Source organism: uncultured Sulfitobacter sp., from assembly GCF_947500075.1.
Taxonomy (GTDB): Bacteria; Pseudomonadota; Alphaproteobacteria; order Rhodobacterales; family Rhodobacteraceae; genus Sulfitobacter.
Genome location: NZ_CANMQS010000012.1, coordinates 39,919 through 62,294, shown reverse-complemented (window position 1 = coordinate 62,294; position 22,376 = coordinate 39,919). Strand labels below are relative to the sequence as shown.

General features: G+C 59.6%; 1 protein-coding gene (running past one end of the window). It reads left to right on the top strand.

Features of this window, described 5'->3' with window-relative positions:
- Positions 1-22,376, top strand: partial view of an LEPR-XLL domain-containing protein gene (locus tag Q1A91_RS22600; protein WP_299882912.1) — the 3' portion only. It extends 13,261 nt beyond the left edge of the window; 22,376 of the gene's 35,637 nt are visible here — the last part of the coding sequence; its start codon lies off the left edge, out of view; it ends in the stop codon at positions 22,374-22,376.

Below are 22,376 nucleotides of genomic sequence, written 5' to 3'. Positions count from 1 at the left end.
GTCAGGTCAAGGTCGTGGCTGTTGCGGCAAGCGTTTCCGTCTCAGCCAGTTCCGGTGGTGTGTCCATTGGTGGTGCTGGCGCGGGTGTCGGGATCAACAACGATCTGGACAACGTGGTGACTGCGCGCATCGACGGTTCGGATGTCACCAGCCTCAGCGGTGTGAGCGTGGATGCAACCGACGCGACTCAAGTCACATCAACGGGTGTGGCGGCAGCCCTTTCGTTGGGTGTGTCCAGCGGTGGTGCGGGTATCTCCGTTGCAGTGGCGGTTGTCGCCGTGGACAACAGTGTGGGCACAACCGTGCGTGCCGCGATCGAGGATGGCTCGGCCATTGACGCGGGCGGCAATGTGGATGTGTCGGCTGAGAACACAACGAAAGTGCAGACCGTCGGTGTCGCGGCGAGCATCTCTGTCTCTGCAAGTGCAGGTAGCGTCGGGATCAGCGGCGCAGGGTCGGTTGTTGTGGCAAACAGCATCATGACGAATGCGGTGTCGGCTGAGATTGCGGGCTCTACGCTGACGAATGTGGGCAACGTGACCGTCACGGCAGATGACAAGGCTGATATTGATACGGTCGGTGTTGCAGCAGCGATCAGCGCGGGTATCTCTTCCGGTGCTGCGGTGAGCCTGAGCGTCTCTGTCACGCTGGCCTCCATCGCGGCGCAGACCGCGACACTGGCGCGGATTTCCAACAGCACGATCACCAATCCGGGTATCGTCAATGTCTTTGCGCGCAGTGATACGGATATCAACACGGTTGCAGTTGCGGCGTCTGTCAGCGTTGCGGTGGGGTCCAATGCAGCGATTGGTGTTGCGGCTGCGGTTGTACGCACGAATGTCGGCGGCTACGCCTACGATGAAGGTGCGGATGAATTCTCCTTCGATCCCGGCACGCAGATTGCGGGCATCACAGAAGCCAGCATCATGGGTGGTTCCATTACCGGCGCAACAAGCGTCGATGTCGAAGCCTATGGCACCAACACTGTGACAACCACAGCGGTTTCCGTTGCGGCGGCTGTTTCCATCAGCTCCAACGCAGCAATCTCACTGGCTGTTGCGGTTGGCGTGGCTGAGGTTGATATGGCCCATGCCGTTCTGGCCAAGATAGGCAACGGGGCGGAAGTCGATGCCTCCGGTGCGGTTGATGTTGACGCGGCGAATGTGTTCGGCTCAGACCGTCAGGATATCAATGTCACCTCCATCTCCGCGGCGCTGTCAGTGGCAGGCAGTGGCAGCTTCGCGCTGGCCGGTGCCGGTGCAGGTGCGACGGCGACTGCCAAGGTGACCGGTTCGGTCACGGCAGAGATCGAGAATGCGACGGTTACTGCCAACGAAGTGACCGTCGATGCGCTGGACCGCGCGGATGTGGACACGCTGACTGTTGCGGCTGCTGCTGCAATTGCGGTGAGCGGTGCGGCTGCGATCTCCCTCGCAGGTGCGGTTGCGATCTCAAAGACCGAATACCAGATGACCACTCAGGCTGCGATCCTGGGCAGTGGGATCACCCACGAAGGCAGCAGCGTGCTGCGCGTGCAGGCGACGTCTGATGCGGATCTTGATACGCTTGCGGTCGGTGTGGCTGTGGCCATCTCCGCGTCTGGCACAGCGTCCATTTCTGCCGCCTTTGGTTTGTCGATTGCCGACACGGATGTGTCCTCCACCACGGTTGCCTTGATCGGTGCCGACAGTGTGATTGACGCTGAAGGCTCCGTGCTGGTGCGTGCGCATGATCAGATGATCATAGACACCGATTCCGTTGCGGTCAGCCTTGCGGTTGCCGTCAGCGGCACGGTCGGGATCGGGATCAGCGTTTCAATTGCAACGGCATCAAATACATATGGTGCGGCTGTCCGGGCGATCATTTCCGATAGCGACGTAGATGCCGAAGGCAATGTGACGGTGACTGCGGATTCTGTCGCCGAGGTCGAAGTGGATGGCATCGGCGTGGCCATTGCGATTGGTGGCGGTACGGTCGGGATTTCCGGCTCTGTTGCTGCGGCAGTTACGTCGAACACCGTGAACAGTGAAATTACTGCAGCGATTGAAAACTCTGATGCTGCCGATATGCAGGCCGTCCGGGCCGCCACCTTCGTTCTGGTCGACGCGACTGAGAACCTGATGGTTGACGCTGATGCAGATGCGGCGGCGGTTTCCGTTGCTGCGGGTCTTGTGGCTGTGGCCTTCTCCGTCTCGGCGGCGCAGGCGACCAATGATCATAGCGGCAGCACGAATGCGCGGATTTCGAATTCCGTGGTCGAAGCTGAAGCAGGCGATGTGACGGTGGATGCGGATGCCACATCCACCATCGTGGCAACGCCGGCTGCGGTCGCTGTTGCCCTTGCCGTTGGCATTGGTGGTGCAGCGGCGGGTTCCGGTGCGCTTGGACGCAACGACATGAACGCCAGCATCAATGCAAGCATCGATAGCGGGTCTGATGTGACTGCCTCCGGTGCGGTCACGGTACGGGCAAACGACACTACCGATGTGTCCACATCCGTGGTCTCCGTCGCGACCGCCGGTGGTCTTGTGGGTGTTGCAGTGGGTGTCGGTCTTGCGTTCAATGACGTCAAGAACGAGATCAGCGCGCATGTGTCAGACAGCAGCGTGACCGCAAATGGTGCACCGGGTTCCGGTGCGATCACTATTGATGCAGATGCAACCCAGACTGTGAATGCGACGGCCAGCGTTGCTGCCATTGCTGCCGCCTTTGGTGCGGCTGGTGCTGGTGCGGTCAGCCAGACCAATCTGGACAGCACTGTCGAAGCCTATGCGCGCAACGCGTCGCTGACTGCAATTGGCGACGAGGTTCTGGTGGATGCGGACAGCAACCATACCGCAGAAGCGGAATCCCTGGGGGTTGCGGCAAGCCTCGGGGCTGCTGTCTCCGTGCTGATCGCGGATGCAACACTGGGCGGAGCCACACGTGGCTTCGTGGACGGCGCGACGACAGTCAATGCCGCCAACATGGATGTGACGGCAGATTCCATCGCGACAGCAACGCCAGATGGCACCAACGTTGTGTTGAGCGGCGGCCTCGCGGTTGGCGTCTCGGTGATCAACGGCGCAGTAGACCGGACAACGGAATCCTATGTGGGCGATCGCACCCGTCAGGCGCGCGACGTCGTGGATGTTGCCAGCAACTCCATCTACGTGGGCAATACCGCCTTCACGGAAGGAGAGCTGGTGACCTATTCCAGCGGGGGTGGCGATGCCATCGAAGGTCTGGAAGATGGACAGGTCTATTATGTCCTGACCGATGATGATGGCACCATTCGCCTTGCAGAATGGACGTTGGAAGATGTGCTGGATGAGGATGGCAACGACATCGGTGATGTTGCGGTCTACAAGAACGACATCTTCTTCCGGAGCCAGGGTACGGGCAGCAGCCACAGCCTGATCCGGTCCGGTTCGCCCAACTTTGCGTTCAACCCGAACGCCGAAGTGACCATCGCGAACCAGAACCCGGCACCCGGCGCCACAAACCTGACCCTGACAAGCGGCGCGCTGAACGTGACCAGCGATGCGACGCTGACCACCGCGGCAACCCCGCTGAGCATGGGTGGCTCGTTAGGTATCACCATCGGCCTGACACTCACGGATGCGACGGTCGCAGGCCGCACGCTGGCCTATGTGGGTGAAGATGCGACGGTCAGTGCGACCGAAGTGAACATTGACGCGGAAAGCACGGAGTCCGCGACCGCCCAGAACATCAGCGCCAACTTCAGCGGTCTGGTGGGCATCGACGTGAGCCTTGCCAACGCCAACATCAATTCCGTCACCGAAGCTTTTGCGGGCACACGTGATGGGGAAACGCCGCAAGGCTCGGGCACATCTGTCACAGCGACGCAGGGCGACATCACCATCGATGCCTCCGGTGAGCGGGATGCGGATGCCAAGACCCTCGGTATCAGCGTCAGCGGCGTTGCAGCCGTCGGCGTTGCAGCGCCAACGGCCGAGATTGGCGGGCGCATTCAAGCGGGTGCGGCGGGCAATACAACGCTCTCTGCGGACAGCAACATCGACATCAGCGCAGATGGCTCCAACGATGCGGTTGCTGATGCATTGATTGCCAACGTGTCCTTTGGGCTTGCCGGAAATGGTGCCAAAGCCACAGCGCGCATTCTGGATACTGCCGACATCGAAGCGGTTGTAGGTTCCGGCGTGTCGATGAGCGGTGACGCGATCACCGTTGATGCAGCACACACCAGCATTACAGCCAATGAGGCGGCACTGGATGCCATCTCCATCGATATCTTCGCACCATCCGTTGAGCCCGAATTCAACCGCGCCAAAGCACAAGCGCGCGGCGGGGCAGGGGGTCTTCTGGCCGCTGGCACAGTGATGTTGAGCGAAGCGACCGTTGCAGGTGGCGTGCGCTCCGAAATGAACGGCGATGTGACCAGCTCGGAGTCCGTCTCGGTCACGGCCAATGGCCGCAATCTTGCGGATGGCGACACCTTGGCCGTTGCCATCGGGTCCTTCGCCGCAGCAGGCACCGGGACCGTGAGCGAAATCACAAACCAGGCTGACATCGTGGCCAAGGTCGGCGCTGCCGCCAATATCACCACGACAGGTGCGCTGCTTGTGACCGCAACAGGCGACAACGATGCTAAGACCAGAAGCGACGCAGGCTCCGGCGGTCTTGTCGGTGTCGCAGGCGCGGTGCTGAGCGCCAAGGTCGGCGGCGCGGTCATTGCCGAAATGAACGGCGACGTGAATGATGCAAATGCGGTGACTGTCACCGCGACCGGCAACAACAACGCCGATGCAGAGGCGCTGACCATCGCGGTTGGCCTTGCGGGTGGCGCGGGTGCAGGGGCGACGGCAGAAGTCACCTCCGCAGCCGATGTGGAAGCCAAGGTGGGCAGCACGGCTGTGCTGACAACACCGAATGCGCCGGTATCGGTTACCGCGACGGGCGACAACAATGCCCGTTCCAAAGCGAATGGCGGCGCTGCTTCGCTGTCGCTTTCCATCGCGGCAATGCTGCCTACTGCCAAGGTTGGCGGTGCGGTGCTTTCCGAATTCTCGGGCCAGATGGCGGCAGACAATGCCGCTTCCAGCCTGACAGTGAATGCGCGCGGTGAGAACACCGCGAATGCCGAAGCGATTGCGGTAGCAGTTGGTCTTGTAGCTGGTGGCGCAGGCGCAAACGCGGTTGCCGAAGTGACAACTGACGCGGACATCACAGCGCGTCTGGGTGCTGCGGCAATGGTCCGCACCACGGGTAACGTTACAGTCGATGCGCGCACAACTGGCCTTGGCAATTATGCCAAGGGTTCCGCCAAGGGCGGCGGCGGTGGTGCCTTTGCCGGTGCTGCGGTCTTCTTGAGCGAAGCGCGCGTTGGCGGGTCGGTTATTGCCGAAGTTGCCGGCGACGTGCTGGAATCCGCCAATATCACCGTCAATGCGGATGGTCGCAATTACGCCGAGACCGAAACGCTGGCCGTTTCCGGTTCCTTCGGTTTGAGCGGCTCCGGGACAGGTGCATCTGTCGAGATCCTCGGCGATGACAGCTCTTCCGGCAATCTGGTTGAGGGCGCAAATGTCGTGGCCCGCGTGACGGATACGGCGCAACTATCAACAGACGGTGCGTTGGACGTGACTGCGACCGGCGACAATGATGCGATTACCAACAGTGATGTCGGTGCGGGCGGTGTCGTCGGAATTGCGGCGGCAGAGCTGAAAGCCAAGGTTGGCGGCGCTGTGAAAGCCACGATGGATGGCGATGTCACTGATGCCAGCGCTGTGACGGTAGATGCGGATGGTGATAACAAAGCCGATGCCAAGGCGCTTGCAATTGCCATCGGGCTTGCAGGTGGTGCCGGCGCAAGCGCGATTGCGGAAATCAGCAGCGCAGCGGATGTCGTGGCCAGCGTTGGATCAGCGGCGGTTCTGACCGTTGCGGGTGCGGCTGTCACGGTCAACGCGACGGGTCGCAACGAAGCGGATGCAGTGTCAAACGGCGGCACCGGCGGCATCATTGCCATCACGGTGATGTTGCCAACTGCAACCATCAACGGCGGCGTAACTGCCGCATTCGATGGCACGTTGACGGATGGCGATACCGATGCGGCCTCGCTCGATATCGATGCGATTGGCAGCAATGACGCGCAAGCAACCGCAAAGCTGCTTTCAGTCAGCCTCTTGGGTGGCAGTGGTGCGCAGGGCACGGCGACCATCGGGTCCGAAGCGGATATCGTTGCACGCATCGGCGGATCGGCGAGTGTCGCGGCTGATGTTGTGACAGTAGATGCAACACATGGCGTGCGTGCGGGCGCAACCAACAGCGATGGTGGCGCGGCACAGGCGCAGAACCGCGCAATCAGCAAGGTCGAATCCTTCAACGGAGCGCTGCTGGCCAGCATTTCAGTGGTTCGGACGACTTCCACCGTCGACGGCGCTGTGCGAGCGCAGATGAATGGTGACATCACCGATGGCGGGGATGTCAGCGTTGCCGCGGACAGCGACAATTACGCTTGGGCGCGTACTGAAACACTCGGCCTCGGGGCGATCAGCTTTGGCTCGGCCGGGTCGAGCGCTACGGTCGGCAACAATGCCCGGACCGAAGCGACAGCGGCGAATGGGTCCAGTGCGGCCATCAGCGGTAATCTTGGATTTGTCGCAACCAGCGACAGCGATGCGATTGCCTTCTCGGATGCGAAAACCGGTGGTTTGGCAGCGGTTTCCACAACGAAACCTGTCGCAAGCGTTGGTGCGAAGACCCGTGCAGTTGTCGATATTGATGTAACCGGCGCGGGCGGGATCAATGTACGTGCGACGGCGGACAACGACGCCAAGGCGACGTCAAATGCCGTTGCCGGCGGTCTTGTCGGTGTGAACGATTCAAACGCTCAGGCGGATATTACGTCCGAGGCGGTGACCGAGGCAGAGATTGGCAGCAATGCCGATATCAACTCGCCCGCTGCAGACATCGTGGTTCTTGCCGAAGCCAACAACGACGCCATTGCCGAGACGGATTCCACAAGCGGCGGTCTTCTTTCGATCGGTGCGGCAAGCCCGAAGGCAACGGTTTCCAGCATCACGCGCGCAAACATCCTGGGCCAGGTGCGTGATGGAGATGGTGCGGGTGCCGCGTCTATCTCGGTAAACGCGCGCGGTTCTGATGCCGCTGTGGCCACTGTCATCTCTACGGGCGGCGGTCTGCTTGAGGTTGGCTCGTCCAATTCCGAAGCACGCAGTGGCGGCAGCACCAATGCAACGGTCGGCAAATCCGCAGGCAAGATCATCGCGACCGGCAATATCGAGGTGCGCGCGCTGGGTCTGACGGATGCGGATGCCACGACCCGCTCGACAGGCATTGGCGGGCTGAGCATTGGTACCTTCGGTGGTGCGGCAGTCAGCACAAGCGCGGTAAACGTGACCGTTGAAGGTGGCTCCACATTACAGTCACTGGCAGGTCTTGTTTCCATCGCTGCGGATCACAATGTGCCTGATGGCATTGCCTCCGAAGGGGCGTTCAATGCAGCACAGGTGAACGGCGCCACGGATACGATCCTGTTCGATCTGCCGCATGGTCTGACCACGAATAATTCGGTGACCTACAGCGCCAACGGCAACACACCGCTCAGCCAGCTGACGGATGGGGCGGATTACACTGTTCTGGTGCCGACTGCGAATGGCATCCAGCTGGGCGCTGCAACACAGACTGTTGGTGGGTTCACAGCTGTCGACACAGCCGCAAATACAATCAACTTCCCATGGCGTCACAACCTGACCGACGGCATGATCGTCACCTATTTCTCCAGCGGCACACCCATTGGCGGGTTGGTCGATGGCGAAGATTACCGCGTCAAGGTGATCTCGGAGGATGTGATCAAGCTGCAGGACAACGATGTACCGCCTGCGATTGTGAACACGACAGCCAACAACGTGTCCGGCAACACGGTCACTGCGACGAACACTTTCAATGATGGTGATCTGATCACCTATACCGCCGAGGCGGAGATTGACGCATTCAGCTCCCTGTTCGTGGATGTCGCAGTCGCCGGTGGTGAAGTTGTTCTTGATGGCATGGAAAACACGACCGATGTGCCCGGTAACAACAACATCATCGTCGAAGACGGCAGCCCGCTGAACGTGGGGGATCAGGTGATCTACAACCTGATCGACAATGACACCGATCCGGGGACCAATCCGGTTGCAATCGGGGGTCTGACAGATGGCTCAATCTATCGTGTCGCAACGAAAGATGGCGATTCCATTCAGCTCAAGCGGAACGACCGCCTGTTGAACCTCTCCGTCGATTTCATCCGCGATGGCAACAGCGGAAACGTCACCGCCAAACGTCTGGATGGCGGCAATTGGGGCAACAATGGCTTTGGTCTGACGGCCGGGGAGCAGGTGGACATCACCATGAGCGCGGCGGCAAATGGCACCTACACCATTGTCAGCATCTCAGGCGATGAGATGGTTCTGTCCGGCGCAAGCGGCATTGATGCAACCATTGCCGAGATCGCGCTTGAAGGCATTCAGGCCGCCGAAGACGGTATGGGCAACCCGACCGGTCCAAATGACCGTCTGGTGCGTTCCGATGGCCGCAGTTGGTTGGATGATGGCTTCACCAACGGGACACAGATCACCGTGTCGGGTGCCGGGTTCGCAAACGGAACCTACACGGTTCTCAACGCCTCCGCGACGACCCTTGAACTGACTGTGCGTAATCAGATCAACGATGGTACTGACGGATCGGCGCAGGTGGAGCGTGCCAACACTGTTGCCACCTTCGATCAGGGCATTATTGCGCTGTCACCGAACAAATCTGCTGGTGCGGCTGAGGATTTCCACACGCTTCAGCGGGTCCAGGATCAGCAGCTGAACCTGACCAACGGCGCGGACTATTATGTCGTCAACAGCGACGGCGGCTCTTTCCAGTTGTCAGAGACCGAGGGCGGAACGGCGATCAACCTGAACCCCAATGGCTACAACGCCGGGGATCACAAGTTCGAGTTGGAAGGCCTTGACCTGACGTCGCCGGGCAGTGGTGAACATCGTGTGGTGATCGATATCGAGCCTGGCGCAGGCACGCATATGTTCGACCTGACGAGCGCTGCGAACTTCTCCGGTGCGCCATCCGGTGACCGGGCTGTGACGTCCTCCGCCTCCGGCGGCGGCGGTGGTGCAATTGATGTCAAGGTTGCCAATGCGACGACAAACGTCACCGTGAACGGCAACCTGACTGTTGAGAACGGTGCGCATATCGAAGGCAACGAAGTGGATATCACCACTGATATCCGCGGAACTTCCCTGGCGGTCGCGACGTATCGCGGCGGCGGCGGTGTGTCAGTCGGTGATGCGAACGCCACAGCGAACCTGACGATCATCAGCGATCTGGACATCGGTGAAAACGACGGCGGTGCTGATACAGCAGGCGCCCTGGCCCCAACGATCATCGCCAATGGTGATGCAGCGACCGGTCTGGCAGGTGACACGTCTGGCAACGCAAATATCGAAGGCCGCGTCCAAGCCAAGACCGAGGCGACGTCCTCCACCAATACTGGTGGTTTGGGTGCCGGCGCAGACAGCACCGCGAAATCGACAACCAACGTGACCAATACTGTCGACATTGACGGCTTGGTCAAAGCCTCCGAAGAGCTCACAGCAGCGGGTCGGACCTTTGTGGATGGTGATGTCTACGCCCGTGCAGACGGTTCCGGCTTTGGCGCTGACGCAAGTGCCAACGACACTGGTGGCAAGGGTGTGACGATAAATGCGACCACGCGGGTCACGCTTGAGAACGAAGCTGTACTCGAAGCCAACGACGTCGACATTGTCTCCTCCAACGAGGTGAACGGTCGGGCGGATGCCTTTGCCATCGCCCGCGCCTTTGGCGCGGACAGCGATGCACGTGGCGACGTGACCCTCACCGGGGCAAGCCATGTGATCCTCGATACCGGTTCACAGATCCTTGGCAACAGCGAGGTCGACATCTCGGCCCGTTACGACAAGCTGGACCTCCGGGCAGATCCGCGTGCTGAACTCTATGCGGTAGGTGGGGACACCGACGGGCGTGCAAACGTCACCGCCAACAACATCGAAGCCAAGGTGTTTGGCCGCGATGAGAGCTTTGTGCGGACAGCTGAGTTGAACGTGAATTCGCTTGTGGACCGTGACCGCGTCGCGGCACAGGCGTCGCATCGTAAGTCAGGCATTGATTTCGGCAGCGTCTCCAACAACCGCAGCGAACGGATCGAGCGGGAAATCTTCTGGGAATCCACCGTGATCCTGCTGTCCTCGCCCAACCCGATCCTGCGGGTCAACGCCGGCGGCATTGTTGTTCAGAAGGTCAATGTGACACTGGCGGGTGGTCAGGAAGTCGGCGATCCAATCGGTGTCGGCGATGACATCGTGATCAACGACATCCTCAACACCGGTTCTGGCCGCGCGACATTCACGGCGAATGAACCGGGTGCCGGCAATCCAGCGGGTCAGATCTGGGGCAACGCGGGTCTGTTTGATCTGCATCGCACATGGGACTTCGTCCTGATCGAAAACCAGAGCGACCGAAATGTGGTGGTCAACCGCATCTCACCTGTCAATCCTGGCAGCCTTGGGACGAATCCGACCAATGTGGACCCGGCGGATATCGAAATCCGCGTTGCGGGTGTGCCCGGTCCGGTGAATGCGCCAGCCAACAATGTCTCGCTTGCAGAAAACACCGATTCCGGTGTGACCTTCGAATTTGACATCGTGAACACCTTCACCCGGACGGTGATCGACATTCTCAACCTGAATGCGAGCACCGGGATGGGGGCGAACATTGCACCGTCCAACATCATCCTGAATGGCCTGATCGATAATCCGATTGGCATTACGACCGTTCTGAACGAACGCGGCAACATACTTGCGGGGGCCAACGCGGTCATTCGCGGCAACGAAGTTTACCTTGACGCAACCGGCGGCTCCATTGGTCTGCTGGACGGCACGACGCGCGAAGCGATTGTTGTGGAGCTCGTCCGCTATCAGGACCGTGACACCACGGTCTTTACCGAGAACATGACAGCCAATGCCACGCAGGACGTGGTGCTTGACCTGTCGTTCTTTGACCGGTCTTCCGCCACTCTGGGCGACAACCTGCCTGTGACGGTCAATATCACCGAAATCACGGCTGGTGATGACGTGTCCATCGTCGTGAATGACAGCCGTGAAGGCAACGATCTGGGTACAGTCGGCAACGTGAGCGTCGCGGATCGCGGCACAACACCAGAGGTCGGGTTCTTCTCCAAGCATTTCCGGCCAACGGATAATACACCTGATGTGGCGCTTGACCGTATCCTCCGGGCCTTCGGCACTGGTGCGATTGGCATGGCAATGGCACCACGGGTGAACTCCGTCTATAACTTCCTGAACATCCGTTCCGGGGACGATATGGATATCGGCCATGTGGACGGCGACGCCGTGGGCGGCGAACAGCGTCTCTATGAGACCACGCGCCTTGGCGGCAGCACCTATGGTCTGTCCATCATCCCGGATGTGCCAACCACAACAATCGACTTTGTCATCAACGGTGACGTCGATTGGGCAGGTGGCATGTCAGAGGACGACATTGAGCAGATCTTTGTCACCACCAACGGCATGATCACCTACAACGAGATCGCAGGCGACTTGCAGGCGGGTCACATCAACTCCACCGCGGGTGACGTGGTGCTCAACAGCTCTGCCAAGATCACCGATGCGGACAACCTGCCGACGGTGGATGTGACAGCGGCGAATATCACGCTGAACTCCGGCGTGAACACGATGCTGCCAGCATCGCTGAACCCAACTGCGCCAACCGTCAGCGGGATTGGTGACGCGGACAACTTCCTTGAGATCAACACCGCCAAGGGTGGCACGGGCATGCTGAATGCCTGGGATTCCAATTCAGTTGTTGGCTCGCCCACGGTGGCGACCACAGCAATGGGTATCTATCTGGATGAAATTGCCGGTGACATGCCGGTCGGTGTCGTGGCTTCCGATGCAAATGTGTCGCTGCGGACGGTTGACGGTTCGGTCGCTGATGCGCCCGAGAACAACCTGACAAATGTCTATGGCCAAAGCGTCGACATTGACGCCAATGGCGGTGGCATTGGTGCATTTGACAATGATCTGGAGATCGACAGCCAGTTCGGCATCGCTGACAACACCAGCACGACGGCAGGTGGTGCCGACGTCGCACTTGAGGCAACGGGCGACATCTATGTCGAGGAAGCCGATGGCGGACTGCGCCTTGTGCTCGCGCACAGCTTCACCGGCGACATCAACCTGCTTGTGCGGGAAACCGCGGAGCTGGACGAAGATCTGATCATCGTCGATGCAGGTTCTGCCCGGTTTGCGGAAAACAACGACCGTGGTCCGTCCAACCAGGCGGATGCAGACCGGATCATCAACAACGGTGCCATCTTTGCCGAACAGGGCGGCATCGTCCTTCGGGTTGGCGACGATATCACCTTCGATGACAACGCCGATGTGCTGGCCGCGGAAAACATCGCGATCTTCGGGGACTTCCTGAACTTCGATTTCGGTCACGGCGCCGATATCATCCTGCGCGGCCGTATCATTGCCGGTGCCGATGTGGCACTGGGTAGCGAATCCGGTGGGGATCCGATGGGCACCGCCACGCCAACCTTCACGGCTCCGACCTTCACCACCACGGTGACGGGTAATAGCGATGTCGATGACATCCAGTTCGGTGACGCCACTGGTATCAGCGGCACAACCACGCAAGGGCAGGACGGCTACATCTTCCTTGGCTCCAAGACACGTGTTGAGGCCGGCGGGAATGAAGACAACATCACAGTCTACTACCTGCAAGACACCGCAACCGTGACGTCGCCTGCGCAGCTTGATGTGCTCACCGCGCTTGGCCATGAGAACGCAGAACATACGCTGCGTCTGGATGGTCAGCAGGGGACGGATACGTTCAATGTCTACACGCTGGGCTCCAATGGCCCGGATCAGCGGAACTACATCATCAACGTGCTGGACACCGGCGCGCAGAACGATGGTTCCGATGAGTTGTTCATCCACGGCAATGAGACCGAGGACGATATCTTCCTGCTGCGTGGCTCGAACTTCATCCCGAACGAGACGGCGGATCGTCCCGGTTATGTGGCGCTGGTCCACGGCGATGAGGACACCTACCGCGATACGCTGCAAGGCAATGAGCCTTTCGCAGAAGTGCAGCGCATTGGCTATGACACCTCCATCAATGGTCGCATGACCGTGCTGGGCAAGGGGGGCGACGATTCCTTCTTCACCGATGACACGACTGTCATCACCACGCTGGACGGTGGCGAGGGCGCTGATAACTTCCAGATCGGCCAGATCTACGGCCTGAAGCGGAACGAAGTGGACGGCAACTTGCTGCCGCAGGACGCCTTCCCGAATGTGATTGCCACAACGCGCGGCTTCCTGTCTGCGGGCACGAATTCACCACTGCTGGCGCAGGGTGGGTCAGGTAATGACACGTTCACCGTCTACTCCAACCAGTCTGAGCTGCGTCTTGAAGGTGGCGACAACGATGACACCTTCACCGTCCGCGCCTTCGCGCTGGCGCTGGTCGATGGATCCGGCGATCTCATCCTCGGCGATGATGGGCTGCCACAGCCGATCATTGGCGCCAATGGCTTCTCCATCGACCGTCCGGTTGATGTGCGCACCGGCGGTGGTGATGATGAAGTGCGCTACAACGTCAACGCACCTGTCTCCATCGAGGGCGGCACGGGCTTTGACAAGGTGGTCATCCTCGGCACCGAATTTGCCGACGACTTCGTGATCACGGATGAGGGTATCCTCGGCGCTGGTCTGAATGTGCGCTACGACACCATCGAGGTGATCGAAGTCGACGGTCTGGAAGGCGACGATGAGTTCTTTGTCCAGTCCACGGCCTTCGGCGTGGCCTACCGTGTGATCGGAGGCCTCGGCTCTGACACGATCAACGTGGCGGGTGACGTGACCGAAGACATCGTGACACGCGAGTTGGAAGGTGCCTCCGGTGCCGTGAACCATCTGCTGTCCTCTGACGATGTGGCCTACGATGGCTTGCTGGTCGACGGGTTCGATTACAACGTGCCGCGCGAAGAGACCGGCCTTGTCGTGATCGAGGAAACCGACGGCTTCACCGGGATCACCGAAGGTCCGGGTGCGACAGCAACCGACAGCTACACCGTGCGTCTGGCGGAACAGTTGCTGGCAGGACAGGTGGTATATGTCACTGTCTCCGGCGCGCGTTCCACGCAAGAAGAGCAGGACGGCACGTTGTTCAACGACGGTCTGCCCGGCGGTGTCGGTGACACCTTCTGGCTGTCGTCCACAGCACCTGCCGATGCAAACGATCCACAAGCGGTTGAGTTCACCCGTCCGGTGAACGTCGACAACGTGATCGAAAACAAAGAGAACCGTTCACTGGTGCTCCGCTTTGACCACACCAACTGGGATCAGGCGCAAAGCGTGCATCTGTTTGCAGTCGATGATCTGCGGGCCGAGGGCGACCAGCGTGTCGTCACCCAGCACACTGTCATTGCGACCGGCACAGGTGCTGAGGTTGAAGCCTACGACGGCATCGCGGTCCGCAACGTCGAAGTCGACCTGCGCGACAACGACACGCCGGGTGTGCAGATCTTCGAGATCGAGAAAGACAGCTACAGCCCTGTCGACAACACCTTTGTCGAAGATCAGGACACCACCGTCATCGAAGGTGATGCGGTTACAGGTCTGTCTGACCAACTGCTGGTCCGTCTGTCGAAAGCGCCAGAGTTGGGCGAAAGCATCGTCGTCAAGCTGGCGCTTGGTGAAGAAGCCGACAAGCAGATCCTGCTGACCAGCGCGGATATAGGCGCATTCGAAGGGGCCGATGGCTTCTTGCGGGTGACCTTCACCACTGCCAACTGGGACACCGGTGTGGTTGTGGATGTGGAAGCGCGTGACGACGCCCGGATCGAGGACACCAAGGGTGCCGTGATCATGGTGGAGCGTGATGATGCAACCACGCAGGCCGATTACATCTTCCCGAACCTGCGGTCTGATCCCGGCTTCCTGGATGTGACCGTGCTGGACAACGACACCGCCGGTGCACTTGTTCAGGAAAGCGGTGGCAGCACGTTGCTGGCGCCTGCGGATGACTACACCATCCGTCTGACAGGTACGCCCACAGCGGATGTCGATGTGGCGCTGTTGAATGACGGTCTGGCCAATGTCGTCAGCGTTAATGGTGTCAACGTGACACCTGCTGACTATGTTTCTGTCGGGGCGCTGCGCCCTGTGCAGCAGTTCCAGGGTCAGGTTGTGGCTGAAAACGCCGGTGGCGTTGGCACGATCAGCCGTGATGGCGTGGCGCAGGGCTTTGGCTCCTTTGTTGACGAAGGCTTCACAGCCGGTCAGCAGATCCGGGTTGAAGGTTTGGGCACTGGCTTTGATGGGGACTACTTCATCGCTTCTGTGACTGCACAGACCATTACACTGACCGAAGCCTTCACCGGCGCGGGTCAGGCGACAGCCGAAGCGGCAATCCTCTTCGATCTGGCGCGTATTGGTATCTATGAAGGCACTGTGACCAGCGCATTCGACGCCGATCCTGAGTTTGGCGGGCCGCAGCTGGTCCGTGCAGATGGCACCGGTTGGCTGGCTGATGGCTTCCTCGAAGGGCAGTGGATCCGTGTGACGGATCTCAACAACGCTGCCAACGAGATCGAAATGAAGATCGAACTCATTCGCGGTGACAACGACACCAACGATGAGAAGCTTCAGGTGACTGACTTCACAGCCGCCTTGCCCGCATGGCTGACGTCTGGGTCAACGGACGTCCGCGTAGAACGCATCGCCGCTGTGGCGACCTTCACCGATGCGGATTACTGGGTACAGCAGACCATCGGTCTGGAAGCAGATAGCTTCTTTGACACACCGATCACGCGCGAAGGCTCCAAAGTCTTCCCAGCGTCTCCGCATCTTCTGTCCAACATTCGCGGCCCATTGCAGGTCGAAGGTGGCGTTACAGGTGCGGATCGCTCGCTCCAGAACGGTCTGAAACTGCCGGGTGAGAAGGACGACTTCCTGTTCGCCATTGGGGCACAGGCGCCTGAAAGCCAGCAGATCGATGTGCTGAACATCTTCAACGACAGTTCCGTTGAGAATGGCACAGGCGTGATGACAGAAACCACGCTGACTGGCTTCGGCATGGCAGAAGAGCTCGACTTCGGGCCGCAGTCCGCCAACGAATTTGGCGAAAGCACCGTGGTGCCGGGTGGCATCAGCTTTGGCCGGATCACCTTCGGTGCGGACGGGTTCCAGACCGCAGACACCACAAGCACCATCGAAGTGGTGAATGTGATGCTGGGTCAGGGCAACGACACGATGACTGTCGAAGGCACGCTGAATCCTGCGAACTTCGTGGATACCACGGGTGAATTCACCATCACGCCAAACGGCACCGATGGTGGCACGATCAGCCGTGAAGGCATCGATTGGCTGGGTCTTGGCTTCCTCGCAGGCCAGACCGTGACCATCGAAGGCCAGACCGGTCAGTGGACCGTGGAAAGCATCGACGATGCGGTCACGCCAGAGGGTCAGGACCCCAACGACAACTCCATTCTGGTGTTGTCAGGTGATCCACTGCCTGTTCTTGCAGGCGAGATCACCGTGGTTGCCACGGATGCGCTGGTTGAAACCATCGGCACCTTCGCCGTGGCGACAACAGGTACAGAGACCCGTGTGACACGCTCCGATGGCGGCGATTGGGAAGATGATAACTTCCTCGTTGGTCATCTGGTGCAGATCAAGACCGATGCGGGTGTGCAATCCGTGCGTCTGATCGGCATCGAAGACGATGGCGACACGCTGGTGCTTGAGAACACCGATTTCGTCGGCACCTCCGTCGTCGAGATGGAATTGTCTGTCCAAGGTCCGCATGGCGGTCTGACCGTCCTGCACGGTGGTGGCAACATGCCGCTTGAGCTCTGCATTGATCTGTTCGGCTCCAACGAAGAAGGCGACACGATCGAGTTGACCCGCTTTGACGGTCTCGACTGGGCGGGCGACAAGTTCCAGGTGGGTGACTACATCCAGCTTGAGGGTGAAGACAGTACGCGTCTGATCCTCGACATCGTGGATGCTGATCCAAGCCTTGAGCCTGTGGATGCCTTTGGCAACTGGGGCGATGGCTCCACCCTGATCCTCGACGGTGGTCCACTGACCACCACGGGCAATCTGGACGATGCGAAGATCCACGTGGCCAAGGCCGAGCGGGTCGAGACGCAGGTCGAGATCGACATCGATTGCTGTGACAAGGGCGAAGGTATCCTTGAACTCAACATCGAAGGCGATTGGGAAGAGCTTGGCTTCTTCGTGGGTCAGGAAGTGACCATCGAAGGTCTGCCGGGCACATCCACCGTGGCCTCCATCGACGGCGGCACCATGCTGCTGACGAGCGAGACAATCGGCATCCAGATCGAAGGTCTGGTGACGGTCTCGGGCTTCAATCCGCGGATTGATGGCGGCATCCTGATTGGTGGCGACACGTTCGAAGTCTTGGGCGGTGCAGGGCCTGACAGCCCGCTGGTCATCTACGGTGACACAAGTCAGGACGGCAACTGGTACGCCGGTGAGCCTTACTCCGTACTTGGCTATGACTTCGGTGAAAAGCCATTCGATCCGTTCCCACTGCTGCCCGATGGCGACAATGAGGACGACGAATGGGTGATGCCATTGGCCAATCCATTCGACTACGCCGGTAACGACATCATTGACGCGAGCGCACTCTTTGCGGATGTGGCAACAGCCGATCTGCCAAGCGTGGGCATCACGGCTTATGGTGGGGCAGGTAACGACCTGATCATCGGCAGCCAGGCAGGCGATCACCTTGCGGGTGGTTCAGGGGATGACATCATCCTTGGCCAGCGTGGCACCGATCACATCTATGGCGACAGCGGCGTGAACGTCGATATCCTGACACGCGCCCTGCTGATCGCTGTGGACGACCAAAGCCCACTGCCAACGGTGAATCCGAATGTGCCTTCTGACGGCACCACATTGCAGCCAAACCCATCGCCGGTGCGCGATAATCTGGTTGCCGGCAATGACGTCCTGTTTGGCGATGGACCCGGCAGCATTGATGGTGGCCCAACCGCCCCAGAAGGCGCGTTCCGTGACATCATCTTCGGGGATCATGGTATCGTGATCCAGACCGTTGAGGATCCAAATCTGCCGCCAGAGTTGTTGCAGAAGATCCAGACCACCGACTTTGACACCGTCACCGAGATTATCGGTGTGGGTTCCGACAACGGCGGCCAGGATGCGATCTTTGGTGGTGTTGGTGAAGATGTGATCATGGGCGGTGCCGGTGATGACTTCATCGAAACCGGAACACTTCAGAACGTGCGCGACGTGGTCTTTGGTGACAATGGTCGCCTGACCCTGAACGGCAGCGAGACCTTCGATGCGCCTTCGGCAGAAGACCAGAGCGGTGAAGAGTTCACACATCTGAACTTCTCCTTCGACAGCCGTCCGGGTCGGGCGACTGTGATTGGTGTTGCAGGGACAAACGACAGTGTCTCGACCAACGGTCTGCCAGCACCGCGCAGCGGCAACTGGAACAACCTGACCACACCATCGGGCCTGATTGGCAACGAAGCGGGTGAATTCATCACTGATGAGAATGGCATTGATATTGCCGGTCTGACCATCGGATGGCGGGTGAAGACAGATGATGTCCCAGCCTACCTTGACGATGATTTCAGTGACGGCTTCGGCTATGATCCTGAGGACTACGACTTCGCCGAGGAAGCGTTCAAGTCAGAGGCGGATTACCTCGAGAACCGCATCTTCGGTCAATATCCCGCGCGCTTCGACGCACACCGTGAGATCGACCCACGTCAGGACAACGACAAGCGTCTGTTCGAAGGGTATATCTTCACAGCCAAGCGTTCGACCATCGAGGTCGTGATCGAGGGGCTGGATCAGTACTATTCCGAGTATGACGTCTATCTCTACATGGATGCTGACAATGACAACTCGCCTGACGGGCTGGGGACACGGGTTGCACGTATCGGGTCGGATGATCCGATCTACATCGCTGATCCACGTGGCACCCACTTTGATGGCCAGTACATTCAGGCCACATCCACTGATGTGAACAATCCGACAATCGGGAACTACGTCGCTGTATCCGGCCTGACCGACGGGCGTCTGGTGATTGAAGTCACGGCACCTCCCGGCGCGCTGTTTGCGACCCGTCCAAACCTGGCGGGCCTTCAGATCGTGGGCAAATCCCTGCCTGTTGACCGGGCAGAGACGGTGGATATCGAAGTTGGCGGCAACGATGCCATCTTCACTGGCGGCGGCGATGATGTGGTGTTCGGTGGGACCGGCAATGACTACATCGATACATCCGGCGATGCCGATCTGGGCGCGACCGACTATGATGCCGTCTTTGGCGACAATGGCCGCGCGACATTCACCCTGACCGAACGGACCGTCACACCAGAAGGTGGCGACCTGGGCGAGCTGCGGGATATGCGCACCCAGACCACGTCCGAAGTCTTCAGCTTCAACGACATCATCATCACCGGCAACGGTGAGGATATGGTGATCGGCGGTCAGGGCGACGATTGCATCCATGTCGGTGACACCGGCGTGCACAATGGCGTGGATGACGCGCTGCACGGTGAAACGCCTGACATCACGTCGCTTGGGTTCAACCTGTCATCGACCGTGGATGAGGCTTTTGTTGAAGGAACGACAGGCTATGTCGCTTCGGATAACTGGCTGAACCTCGACAACCGGACCTTGGGTGACTTCTTTGATCCTGCGGATGGTCTGGATGACGAAAACGGTCCCAAAGGTCAGGAAGCAGAACGTTTCACCTCTTCGGAAGGTGTGAGCCTCCTGATTGGTCGGGCACTGGATTCGAGCTTCCCACATGTGGGTCAGATCCGTGACAGTTCTGCCATCAACCCTGATACCCAACTGGGTCGCCTGTACAACGGCTACATGCGCGAAAACAGCGCCCGCGTACAAGGTGCAGACCTGACCGGTGTTGACGGGTTGGTCGGTGCAGGAAATGCCTATGACGTCTACCTCTATATCGACATGCAGTTCCGCCCGGAGCGGTTCGATGTGGATATCGAGTTGATTGACGCAAATGGTGTCGTGCATTCCATCCTGAACCCACGGGGCCTCGCGTTTAATCGGGAGCTCGTCACCAGCGATGGCAGCGATCCGTTCCTGCGGGCGAACGTCTTTGTCTTCAAAGACATCGTTGGCGATGGCTTCTCACTGCGTCTGGCGGGACAGGACGGGCGCAACATGCCTGCTCTTGCAGCGCTGCAAATCGTGAGCGGTAGCGACAAGGACAACATCGTTCCACAAGGTGACTTCGACAGTGATCGCGTGCTGGGTGACCAGGGTCAGATCCGTGTGCTGGACCGCGTGACCTACGAGATGAACTCCGAAGCGCTCGGCCTTGTGAACTCCTCCGACCAGATCTTTGGTGGATTGGACGGTGACGTGATCGTGGGTGGTGATGGTGCTGACTTCCTGCATGGTGAAGATGGGGATGATATCACTGTCGGTGATCATGCGCAGGTTCGCCTGTTCGCTGGTGAAGTTGTCCAGCTCGGCACACCTGACCTGAACAAGACCTTCCCGGCGGATAACAAGGATCATCCAAACTTCGATCCTTTCTCAGTCACGGGTCTGAAGCTGACGGATGTGACAATCGGCGGTGGCGACGTCATCGAAGGCGGTCGCGGTGATGACATCTCCTATGGTGGGATCGGCGACGACAACTACGTCTTTGCCGGCAGCCGCCTTGGCTCCGACATGATCATCGAAAGCGGGACATTCCCGGCTTCCATTGATCCTGATGGTGATGGCGGCGGGGCACAGATCCCCGATGGCCTGACCAACGACACCGGCGATGTGCTCGACTTCAGCAATTTCCACACGGGTATCACCCTTGAATTGCAGGACATCGGGGTTCAGGCCTATAGCGATGACGTCATCCTTGGCGATGCCGACGGATCTGTGCGGTTGTTCTCCCGTGACAATATCGAAGATGTTGTCGGGTCGGAGTTTGCAGACAACATCTGGGCCAATGACCGCAACAACGCGATCATGGGTCTGCGCGGCAACGATGAGATTGCCACCGGCGGCGGACACGACTTTGCCCACGGCGGCGGAGGTCACGACATCATCTGGATGGGTCTGATCGCCAGCACCAACGGGTCGCGTGACTTCGTGATCCCAGGTGCCGACGAAGACACCCTGTGGCGTCACGTGGCGCTTGGTGGCGGCGGCAACGACAACCTGTACCTGTCCAACGGTATCGACCTTGCCAGCGGCGAGGGCGGCAGCGACCGTGTTCTGGGTGGCGGCTTCTTCGGTGAGCCGGGCTCAGCTTCGCAGCCGGGTGATCTGCTCTTTGGTGAAAACGGGTCGGACCGTGTCGAAGGTGGCGCGGGTCGCGATACGCTTGTGGGTGGCAACGGCGAAGACTTCGTCCGCGGCATCGGCAACGACTTCATCGCGGGCAACAACCTGCCGCAGTCCGAACGTGACACACTGGTTCAGGCCATGCTGGCAGAATTTATCGCTGCCGCAGACCGGCCCGATCTGGTTGTGAGGGAGAACAGCAACAACGCCATCCGTGGCAAGCTGAACCCCTTCATTGCAACCATCCCGGCACCGGTGAAATGCCCAGAGGAAATGGTGATGCTGACGGCCTCCACCCATGCGGATGGTGTGTCTGATGCACGGGTGACCCTTGATGAGGCCCGCGAAGTCCTCGAAGCGGCAAAGGAACTGTGGGAAGAAAGCGGTCATCTGGACGACGAACAGATCGCAACCTTGCGTGACGTCGAAATCCGTGTGGCAAATCTTCAGGGTCAGGCACTGGCAGCAGCGCAGGGCAACACCATTTTGGTGGATGTCAACGCGGCTGATCACGGCTGGTTCGTCGATGTCCGTCCGGCTGAGGAGGCAGGCTTTGTCGCTGACAATGCAGGCACCCTGCGTGCGGTGGACGGCTCGGATGCGGAAGGCCGGATGGATATCCTGTCTACCCTGACGCATGAGTTGGGCCATACACTGGGCTACGATCACCTGATCGGCTTCGATCCGTCACATGTGATGAACGAAACGCTGGACACAGGCACACGCTTTGATGCGCCTGCCACCCTCGTCTTTGACGATGTGACCGGCCAGTTCGTTGATCCCGACACGGCACGGAGCCTGTCCGCAATCGGTGACGCGGATGACGATGGCAGCGTTGGCGCCCCCATTGAAGTCAGCGAATCTGAAGGCGCTGGCAGCTCTGGTGCAGTGAACTGGCTCGCTGGGGCGAATGGATTTGTGTCCAAACTGACCTCATTGCTGAAATAG